The following is a 5,283-nucleotide window of genomic DNA, read 5'->3' on the forward strand; positions in this document are numbered from 1 at the left end:
CTTCGACCCGGTCCGGCGCGAGATCGCCCGCCTGGCGATCACCAAGCTCATCGCCGACGGCCGCATCCACCCCGGTCGCATCGAGGAAGTCGTCACCAAGGCCCGTGCCGAGGTCGACGCGATCATGCGCCAGGCCGGCGAACAGGCGGCCTACGACGCTGGCGTGCCCGGTCTCCCGGCCGACATCATCAAGACGCTCGGCCGGCTCAAGTTCCGGACGAGCTACGGTCAGAACGTGCTCAACCACGTCGTCGAGACCAGCCACCTGGCCGCGGTCATCGCGGCCGAGATCGGGGCCGATGTGCAGGTCGCCAAGATGGGTGGCCTGCTCCACGACATCGGCAAGGCCGTCGACCACGAGGTCGAGGGCCCGCACGCCGCCATCGGCGCCTCGATCGCCCAGCGCCACAATCTGTCACCCAAGGTCATCAACGCGATCGCGGCCCACCACCAGGAGGTCGAATACACCTGCCTGGAGGCACCGATCGTCCAGATCGCCGACGCGATCAGCGCCTCGCGTCCGGGCGCCCGCGGCGAATCGATGGATACCTACGTCAAGCGGCTCGAGGATCTCCAGGCGATCGCCGAGAGCTTCACGGGCGTCGAGCGCTCGTTCGCGGTGCAGGCCGGTCGCGAGGTCCGCATCCTCGTCCGGCCCGAGGAGATCGACGACCTGACCGCAAGCCGCCTCGCGCGCGACATCGTCAAGAAGATCGAGGAGCAGCTGACCTACCCGGGCCAGATCAAGGTCACGGTCATCCGCGAGACACGCGCCGTCGAGTACGCGAAGTAGGGTCGATCGGCGGCACACGTCGCCACGGGGCCGCGGCCCGACCGCGAATCGCGCCCCGATGACACCTCGGCCGGGCGCGACCGTGCGTTTTGGCCCTGCTCGTCGTGTATGTAGGTGTGACCACCCAAGTGGCGATGACCGGCTCGACTGATTACGCCTACGACCGCGCCTTCGAGGCGCACTGGTCCGACGTCTTCCGCTTCGCACTGGCCTGGACCAACGACTGGGCCGAGGCGGAGGACCTCACCCAGGAGGCGTATCTGCGGCTGTGGAACCACCGCGCCCGACTGGATTGGGATCGGCCGGTGCTGCCATGGCTGCTGGTCACCGTCCGCCGTCTGGCCACCGACCGGTTCCGCAGGATCCGCCGACGCCTGCTGGCGGCACCCGAACCCGCGTCGCTCGACGCGGCGGTGCAGGCCCGCTGGCTCGACGTCCAGGCCGCGATGACCGAGCTTTCGCCGCTCGAGCGGTCGGCCCTGGTCATGACCGCCATCGAGGGCGCCACCTATGAGGAAGCCGCCGTGGTGCTCAGCACGACGGCGGGCGCACTTCGCGCGGCCGTCAGCCGCGCCCGAACGAAGTTGGAGACAGCCTGATGGACCCATCCCGCCCTGATCGGATCCTGCACGAGTGGGACGAGGTCGCCGATGGCGCCCGACGTCCGGCCACGCCACCGAGGCGGGCCGGTGTCCGAGGTGTCGCCTCGGGCCCGAGCATCGCCGGTGCGGGCGTGCTCCTGGCTGCCGTCCTGATCGCTGTCGTGTGGCTCGGGCGTCCGGGTTCGAACGGCGGGATCGGGGCGATCAATTCGCCACTCCCGAGCGCGACCGAGACCCCGATCGCGACGGTACCGCCCAGCCCGAGCCCGACGGTTACGCCCACAGCGACCGCCACCCCGACCCCGACGCCCACCGTGGCGCCAACGGTCGCACCGACGCCCGGTCCGTGCGGTCCCTCGAAGCTCGCGGCCCGGATCACGTTGTGGGAGGGCGCCGCCGGAAGCCGCATCGCCCATGTCGAACTGACCAACGCCGGGACAGCGACCTGCACCCTGCACGCGATGGATAAGCCGCAACTGGTGGACGGCAAGGGCTCGGTGCTGATCGACGGTTCGACCCCGACCAGCAAGGCGCTCATCACGGTCGCCCCCGGCGATGTGCTCAACACACTCGTCGAGGACTCCAACTATTGCGGTCCGGTTCCCATGCCGCCGGTCAGCGTCGCGTTCGTCCAGAGCGGCGGCGGCCGGATCGTGGCGACCGCGTTCTCGCCCACCGACGCGACCGTCCCGCCGTGCAACGGCCCCGGTTCGGGCGCCTCGATCGACATGCATCCATGGGCGCACTGATGAAGCACCTGGCAAGCGTGCTGGTCGTCGCCCTCGCCTTCCTGGCGGGTGCCGGCCAGGCAGCCGCTCCGGCCGCGGCGTCGACCGCGGCCACCACGGGAGCCACCACCGCAGTCGCCGCGACCACGGCCGGTCCCACCCTCGCCCAGATGGTCGGCCAGAAGCTGGTCGTCCGGATGGACGGGTTGACCCCGAGCGCCGATCTGCTCGGGCGCATCAGGCGCGGTGAGGTCGGCGGCGTGATCCTGTTCGGTTCCAACATCACGACACGTGCCGCCTTGATCGCGTTGACGGGCAAGCTCCGCGCAGCCGCGGCTGCCGGGGGTCAGCCGCGGCTGCTCATCGCCGTCGATCAGGAGGGTGGTTCGGTCAAGCGGATCCCCTGGGCGCCGCCGACGCTGTCGCCGCCGCAGATGGGCCGCATCGGGAGCACGTCGACGGCTCGATACCAGGGTGCGATCACCGGGGCCGCACTCAAGGGTCTCGGCATCAACGTGGACTTCGCCCCAGTGGCGGATGTGCCGAGCTCGACGGCCTCATTCATGTACCGCGCCGGCCGGACGTGGTCGTTCAGCTCGACCCTGACCGCTGCGCTCTCGGATGCGTTTGCCAGCGGACTGTGGTCCAAGGGCGTCGTCCCGTCGATGAAGCATTTCCCGGGCATCGGACGCTCCCCGTACGACACCGACCAGGTCGCTGTGACGTTCTGGTCGTCGAAGGCAACGCTCGCCCCCGCGCTGCGGCCCTACCGGACCGCCATCTCGCATCACATCCCGATGATCATGCTGTCGAACGGGCGATACATGGCGTACGACACGGTCAACGCGGCGGGCTGGTCGCACGCGATCTCGATCGGTCTCCTGCGCGCGCAGCTCGGCTTCAAGGGTGTGACCATCACCGACTCGCTCAGTGGCGCGGCGTATTCGCGCGGCCTGGCCACCTGGACCCTGGCCGTCCGCGCCGCGCGCGCCGGGACCGACATGATCCTCGTCACCGGCTCCGAGGCCTCCACTCGGTACGACTACCAGAAGCTGATGGCCTACGCCTCGAGCGGCTGGATCTCGAGGACCGCCCTCGAGGCGTCGTACGCGCGGATCCTCGCGCTGAAGGCAGGTCTCTAGGAGTGTGTGTCGGTAATGGCCACCCGGGCGGTCCCCGGGATGCGAGAATCTGGTATGCGCACCAAGACGTTCCGCCCGTACGACCAGGACACCCTCCTCCTGATGCCGCCGTCGGTCCGTGACTGGGTCGCCGCGGACAGCCTCCCCGCGTTCATCGACGATGTCGTCGACGAGCTCGACCTGACCCCCTTCCTCGCCGCCCACGACGAGCCTCGGGGGATGCCGCCGTACCACCCCCGGCTCATGCTCAAGGTCCTGCTCTATGGCTATGCGTCCGGGGTGACGAGCTCGCGCAAGCTCGAGGCGCGGCTCGCCTCGGACGTCGGCTTCATGTTCCTCGCCGGGCAGGCCCGCCCCGACCACAAGACGATCTCGAGCTTCCGTCGCCGTCACCTGGCCGCCTTCGGCGGGCTCTTCCTGCAGGTCCTCGTCCTGTGCCAGCAAGCCGGGCTCGTCAAGCTCGGCCGGGTCGCCCTCGACGGGACGAAGGTCAAGGCCAACGCCAGCAAGCACAAGGCGATGAGCTATGGCCGGATGGCCGAGCGCGAGGCGCAGCTTGTCGCCGAGGTCCGAGCGATCCTCGACGAGGCCGAGGCGGTCGACCGAGCCGAGGACGCGGAGTTCGGCGACGCCCGGGGTGACGAGCTGCCACCCGAGCTGCGCACCCGGGAGGGCCGCCTGGCCAGGATCCGGGCGGCCAAGGTGGCGCTCGAGCAGGAAGCCCGCGAGCGGACCGGCGACCCCGCCGCCGTCCCGGAGTCGAAGGCCCAGCGCAACTTCACCGACCCCGAGAGCCGGATCATGCGGTCCAGGACCGACGGCTGGGTCCAGGCCTACAACGCCCAGGCGGCGGTCGACGAGACCGCCCAGATCATCGTCGCCGCGACGGTCAGCGCCGACCCGACCGACCCACGTCACCTGCCCGCGATGGTCGCTGCGATCATCGCCAACACCGGACGTTCCCCCAGGCGCCTCCTCGCCGACGCCGGCTACTGCTCGGACGACAACCTCGCCGCCCTCGCCGAGCGCTCGATCGATGCCTACGTCGCCGTGCGGCGCGACCGTCACAGCGTGGCGGCCCCAGCGCCGCCGCGCGGTCGGATCCCGGCGGGGCTGTCGGCCCGACAGCGGATGGGCCGCAAGCTCCGGACGAAGCAGGGCCGGGCCCACTACGCCAGACGCAAGACGATCGTCGAGCCGGTCTTCGGCCAGATCAAGGAGGCCCGCCGGTTCCGGCGGTTCAGTCTGCGCGGGCTCGAGCAGGTCCAGGCCGAATGGCAGCTCGTCGCGCTCATCCACAACCTGGGCAAGCTGTTCACCAGCGGGCGGGCCGATCGGGTCGTCGCCAGCTGGCCGAAGCCTCGGCTGGCCGCCAGGCTGGCCCTCGGATGAGCCCCCGGTCTCGGCACGCCCGTGATGCGGAGGCCGCGGGCCGCTCGTCGGGCGACTGCAGCACCTCCGTTCGATGCCGCGCTGCATCCGCTCGGCGGGTTACGGACGCAAGCTCCTAGTGTCCGACGCCCTGACCATCGGCCGGCCCGGATGAACGTTCGGGCTATGCAGCCACGCAACGTTTCAAGCGACCGTGAAAGGTGTCTCGCAGAGGCTCTAGTCATGTCGCTACACACCACCGACGAATGGGGATCCAACCGATGAATCCGACGCCGCCCCGCGTCCGCACGCCCTCGCAGCATCGCGGCCGCCAGTCCAGATCGGCAGGTCAGGCGCTCGTCGAGTTCGCCCTGGTCATCCCGGTCATGTTGCTCATGCTCGCGATCGCCATCGACTTCGGGCGCCTGTTCTTCTCGTACATCGAGATCACCAACGCGGCTCGCGAGGGCGCGTCGTTCGGCGCGCACGCACCATCGAACCTGGTGCAGATCCAAGCCACCGCCGCGCAGGAGACCAGCACGCAGAGCCAGGGTGGCGAGCACGCCATCTCGGTCTCGACGACGTGCAAGGACTCGGGTGGAGCGACGCTCGCCAGCTGCACCCTCGCGGAGGGGGGAGCAGGCGGG

The 5,283-nt window shown here is 70.1% G+C and carries 6 protein-coding genes; all 6 read left to right on the top strand.

Annotated elements, in window-relative coordinates; genetic code table 11:
* The coding region (locus tag VIM26_RS10080; protein ID WP_331950713.1) for an HDIG domain-containing metalloprotein at positions 1-793 on the top strand (793 nt) is incomplete at its 5' end.
* Positions 794-882: 89 nt separating this feature from the next.
* Entirely contained in the window at positions 883-1,392 is a 510-nt protein-coding gene (locus tag VIM26_RS10085; protein WP_331950715.1) for a sigma-70 family RNA polymerase sigma factor, read from the top strand.
* Positions 1,392-2,144, top strand: coding sequence for a DUF4232 domain-containing protein (locus VIM26_RS10090; protein ID WP_331950717.1), 753 nt, complete (start codon positions 1,392-1,394; stop codon positions 2,142-2,144). Before VIM26_RS10085 ends, VIM26_RS10090 begins: the two co-directional genes overlap by 1 nt.
* Complete coding sequence (locus tag VIM26_RS10095; protein WP_331950719.1) at positions 2,132-3,265, top strand: glycoside hydrolase family 3 N-terminal domain-containing protein; 1,134 nt, start codon at positions 2,132-2,134, stop codon at positions 3,263-3,265. The genes VIM26_RS10090 and VIM26_RS10095 overlap by 13 nt, the downstream gene beginning before the upstream one ends.
* 54 nt (positions 3,266-3,319) lie before the next feature.
* Entirely contained in the window at positions 3,320-4,657 is a 1,338-nt protein-coding gene (locus VIM26_RS10100; RefSeq protein WP_414696472.1) for an IS1182 family transposase, read from the top strand.
* 260 nt (positions 4,658-4,917) lie between these two features.
* A partial coding sequence (locus tag VIM26_RS10105) for a TadE family protein (RefSeq protein WP_331950723.1) occupies positions 4,918-5,283 on the top strand: 366 nt, incomplete at its 3' end.

Source organism: Pengzhenrongella sp., from assembly GCF_036565025.1.
Classification (GTDB): Bacteria; Actinomycetota; Actinomycetes; order Actinomycetales; family Cellulomonadaceae; genus Pengzhenrongella.

What these genes read in the sequence shown, in the direction of transcription:
- VIM26_RS10100 (WP_414696472.1), top strand. Translation starts at nt 3,320, where the DNA reads ATGCGCACCAAGACGTTCCGCCCGTACGACCAGGACACCCTCCTCCTG.
- VIM26_RS10095 (WP_331950719.1), top strand. Translation starts at nt 2,132, where the DNA reads ATGGGCGCACTGATGAAGCACCTGGCAAGCGTGCTGGTCGTCGCCCTC.
- VIM26_RS10090 (WP_331950717.1), top strand. Translation starts at nt 1,392, where the DNA reads ATGGACCCATCCCGCCCTGATCGGATCCTGCACGAGTGGGACGAGGTC.